The 4,955-nt window shown below is 29.2% G+C and carries 3 protein-coding genes; all 3 read left to right on the forward strand.

All coding sequences use genetic code 11. From position 1 onward, the window contains the following. Positions 1 to 1,746 (forward strand): stage II sporulation protein E (gene spoIIE, locus MR593_RS09115; RefSeq protein WP_290692095.1); only part of this gene is annotated, 1,746 nt, incomplete at its 5' end. A 307-nt stretch (positions 1,747 to 2,053) separates the two neighbouring features. Continuing rightward, positions 2,054 to 3,949: an oligoendopeptidase F gene (gene pepF / locus MR593_RS09120; protein ID WP_290692097.1), complete on the forward strand. Its 1,896-nt coding sequence runs from the start codon at positions 2,054 to 2,056 to the stop codon at positions 3,947 to 3,949. A 115-nt stretch (positions 3,950 to 4,064) separates the two neighbouring features. Continuing rightward, on the forward strand, positions 4,065 to 4,955 hold an 891-nt coding region (galU, locus tag MR593_RS09125; protein ID WP_290692099.1), incomplete at its 3' end, for a UTP--glucose-1-phosphate uridylyltransferase GalU.

The raw sequence follows: 4,955 nt of genomic DNA on the forward strand, positions 1-4,955 counted from the left end.
ATATTAATATCGGCTATTATAGGAGGCGCTAGTATAGGATCATCTTGTGGGGTAATAGTTGGACTTGCTTTTATTATAAATAATGCTATATCAGCCTTATATATGGGAATATACGCATTTGCAGGTCTAATAGGTGGGGCCTTCAACCGAGTGAACAGATATTTATGTATTCTGGGATATGTATTGAGTTGGATAATTATATTTGCATATACTTCAGGATTAGAGTCAAATATAAATTCGATAAGAGATATTTTGATAGGAGCCTTGATTGTATCAATTCTTCCAAAGACGTTTTTTGAAAGAATTGAATCGGCTATAAAGATAAATGTAAATACATCTCAATCGGTAAATGATTATATAGTTAGGACTAAAGAGCTCACAAACAGTAAATTAGTAAATATCCAAAGAGCTTACAGCGAGCTTGCAAACACATTTGAAAAAATAAGACAAAAGGATGATATAATAAATCAAAATGATATGGCCCAGTTGATAGACATGATTTATAAGGATGAATGTTCATATTGTAGTATGAAAAAAGTCTGCTGGGAGGTGAGATTTAATAAGACATATACGCTAATGTACAATATGATACAGAATCTAGAGGAAGGGCAGCTTACTGTGGATGCTATACCAGAAGAATTTAAAAAATCATGTATGAATCCAGAGCAGATTATAAAAGTTTCAAACTATTACTATAAAATGTTTGCACTTAATTACGATTGGAGTATGAAGTTTGAAGAAGGCAGAAAATTAATAGCTGACCAAATTAGAAATATATCTAAATCTATAAAAAATCTATCAGATGATTTAGAGACCAGTGCGATGCTAGATTTAACTAAGGAAAAGAATTTACTAGAGGAGCTTGAAAGAAATAATATCATAGTAAATAAACTTAATTATTTGACTAAGGGTAAAAATGAATTCAAGATAACTATAGATAAAAATACATGTACAAATGGAGGGTTGTGTGATCAAAAATTAATAAAGATAATATCAGATTATTTAGGTGAGCAATTATCTGCTCAAAAATATGGATGTAATATATACAAGGATACTTGTAAAATAGTTCTCACTAAGGCTGAGAAATTTACTGCAGCAACACAAGCTCTTTCATTATCTAGAGATGGACATGTACTATGTGGAGACAATTATACCTATATGGAGATTGATAATGGGCAGTATATGATGGCCATATGCGATGGCATGGGAAAAGGAAAAAGAGCCTATGATGAATCCTCCACAACTATAGATATATTAGAAAAAATGATCGAAGCTAGAATAGATAATGAAATAGTGATAAAAACAATAAATAATATGCTTTTACTTAGTAATTCAGATGAAATTTTTTCAACGTTAGACCTTGGGATTATCGATTTGAAGCAGGGTCGACTAGAAACTGTAAAGATGGGAGCTTGTTCAACATACATCAAGAGGGCGAACAATGATGTTGATTTTATTTCATCATCGTCTTTACCAGTTGGGATTTTATCTGAGGTTAAGTTAGATAGACATAATTATAAGCTAAACGACGGGGATTATATCATAATGGTCTCTGATGGGATTATAGATGCAGGTAAAAATAATGATATCGGGGAAAATTGGTTGATTTATTTCCTGAAAAAATTAGATACTTATGATCCAAAGGAGATTATAGATAGAATAATTGATAGAGCTATAGAGCTACAACTTAATAATATTGAAGATGATATGACAGTCATGGTAACTAAGATAAATAGATTAGAATAAGACTGTTTTTAATGAAAATTAAACATACGTCCCAGTTATCTACAGGTTCTGTGTAAAACTCGTTGATAACTGTTAATAAATAGATTAAAAGTGTTGATAAGTAAAAAAATAATTCACAATTAGGGAATAAATACACAAGCATGTAAGAGTTGCAATAACTCAATTATAAAGTCGGAAAACGCTTGTTGATATGTTGATAACATTGTGGATAACTCAATTATAAACTGTATAAACTAATAAAAACTGAATAATAAAATAAAAAAAAGTCATCCTAATATTAAGTAATTATAAGAAAGGATGACTTTTTATGGGCAAAAAGTTAAATTTGGTAGCTATTATAATATTTTCGTTGATTTTTACAATATGTATTTTTTATAAAATAAATGAATTTAACCAAAAAGAAGAAGTATATACACAAGCTGCTTCTACTTTTGATGATAAGGATGACTCAAAAGATAGTAAAGATCAATCAAATTATAAATATGTAGCTTGGAATTTACAGGACTTATTCAAATCGGATGATGCTTGGCAGAAGGAATTATCTAATTTTGAAAATGACATCAAGGAATTACAAAACTATACTGGCAAGGTTACTAAATCAAAAACACATTTTATGTCAGCACTTAAAATAAAGGAAAAATTAGATATAAGAATAGATAAATTATACGCTTATGCAAAATTAAAAAAGGATATCAATAAAGATTCGTACAAGTGTTTAGATATGATAGATAAGGTAAACAAAGTAGATTCTAAATACAGCAAAATAAGCTCTGATTTAGAATTGGAAATACTTAAATTATCGGATTCTACATATAATAAATATTTAAAAAGTAGCAAAGTAAATAAAAAATATAAAACGTATTTAGAGGAGATACGAAAGAGTAAAGACCATTACTTAGATGAAAAATCTGAGGATTTACTTAGCAAGTTAGGGAATATAGCTTCACTTCCTGCGAATATATATGATTTATTTAGCAATATGGATAAAAATAGTGAAAATTCCCCATCAGAATATTCGAGTAAAATTAAGTCGACAGATAGAAATACTAGAAAAGAGGCTTATACAAATGAATTTATACCTTATAACGATAATATAAATACTTTATCAGGCTTATTAATAGGTCAAGTAAATAAAAATGTATTTTATTCTAGTATAAGAAATTATAATTCAAGCTTAGATATGTATTTGAGTAATGATGAGGTTGATCCTAAGATATATAGTAATTTAATAGATACAGTAAGCAAAAATAAAAATAGTCTGCATAGATACGTTTCTTTGAGAAAAAAATTATTAAACGTAGATAAGGTTCATTATTACGATATGTTTGTACCTATAGCTCAGGCTGATAACAGTGATATACCTTATGGAGATGCTATATCGTTGACTTATGCAGCTCTTTCCCCATTAGGTAAAGAATATGAGGATATAATTTATGAAGCTTTTAATCAGAGATGGATAGATGTTTATTCTGATAAGAATAAGGTAGGGGGTGGATATTGTCTATCTGTATATGATAATCATCCATATATATTACTTAATTACGATAATTCATTAGATTCGGTATCTACTTTAGTACATGAGTTAGGACATGGAGTTTATGGATATTTAAGTGAAAAAAATCAAAGCTATTATAATTCTAGACCATCGATATTAACTCATGAAGTAGCATCGACTACGAATGAAGTATTATTGTATGAGTTTTTGATAAAAAATGCAGGTGATAATAATCAAAAAGCCTATTATATATCTCAGTATTTAGATTTTATCAAGGACACCTTATATACACAGACTATGTATGCTGAATTTGAGAGAGAAGTCCATAAATTGATTGAAGACAATCAAAGTGTAAATACATTGGTACTGAATGATTTATGGTCTCAGTTATTGAAAAAGTACTATGGAAATGATTTTGAGGTAGACAATCTCTCTATGATTGGATGGTCTAGAATACCTCATTTTTATAATAGCTTTTATGTATATAAATACGCTACAGGTTGCAGTAGTGCTATTAGTTTTTCTGAAGATATATTGAATAATGGTCCTGAAAATTATATAAATTTCCTAAAAAAGGGTAGCGCAGATAAACCGATAAGCTTATTAAAATACGGAGGTGTTGATTTAACTAGCGAAAAATCAATACAAATAACAATTAATAAATTTAATAAATTATTAAAGGAATTGGAGAAGTTGACTGAGAATTAAAGTGACAAAAATATGTTAATAAGGTAGAATAGTATGTAAATGTGAAAGTTTATTTAATAATAAATTCAAGAAATATTTTGTATAGGATTAATTTTGGAGGGAGAAGAAGAGCTATATGCAAAGGAAAATAAAAAAGGCTGTAATACCAGCTGCAGGATTAGGTACAAGATTTTTACCAGCAACTAAGGCGCAACCAAAAGAAATGTTACCAATAGTAGATAAACCAACTTTACAATATATAATAGAAGAAGCAGTCGAATCAGGAATAGAAGAAATACTTATAATTACAGGGAAAAATAAAAAATCTATAGAAGACCATTTTGATAAATCAGTTGAATTAGAATTAGAACTAGAACAAAAAGGGAAGACAGATTTACTAGAAATAGTTAGAAATATATCTAAAATGATTAATATATACTATATAAGACAAAAGGAACCTAGAGGACTAGGTGATGCTATTTACTGTGCAAGAAGTTTCATAGGGGATGAACCTTTTGCAGTAATGCTAGGAGATGATATAGTAGATAATGATGTTCCATGTTTGAAACAATTGATGTCAGCATATGAAGAGTATAGAACAACTATATTAGGAGTACAAGCTGTTCCACCAGAAGATGCAAATAAATATGGAATAATAGACGCAAGATATATAGAAGATGGCGTTTACAAAGTTAAGGATCTAGTGGAAAAGCCAGAACCAGGCAAACAACCATCTAACATAGCTATATTAGGTAGATATATAATAACTCCAGAAATATTTGAAATTCTTGAAAATCAAGCACCAGGAAAAGGTGGAGAAATTCAATTGACAGATGCATTAAAAACTCTATCAAAGAAAGAGGCTATGTATGCATATGAGTTTGAAGGAAGAAGATACGACGTTGGAGATAAGCTGGGATTTTTAGAAGCGACAGTAGATTTTGCTTTGAAAAGACCTGAGCTTCAAGCGCCATTTATGGAATATTTAAAGAAAGTATGTAGAGAATCAACTTTTGAAAAGGAAGTA

Origin of the sequence: Intestinibacter sp. (genome assembly GCF_022780145.1) — a bacterium.
In the GTDB taxonomy this organism is placed as follows: Bacteria; Bacillota; Clostridia; order Peptostreptococcales; family Peptostreptococcaceae; genus Intestinibacter.

Bases quoted from the DNA above. Each gene is read 5' to 3' on its own strand.
- pepF (WP_290692097.1), top strand. From the start codon at position 2,054: ATGGGCAAAAAGTTAAATTTGGTAGCTATTATAATATTTTCGTTGATT.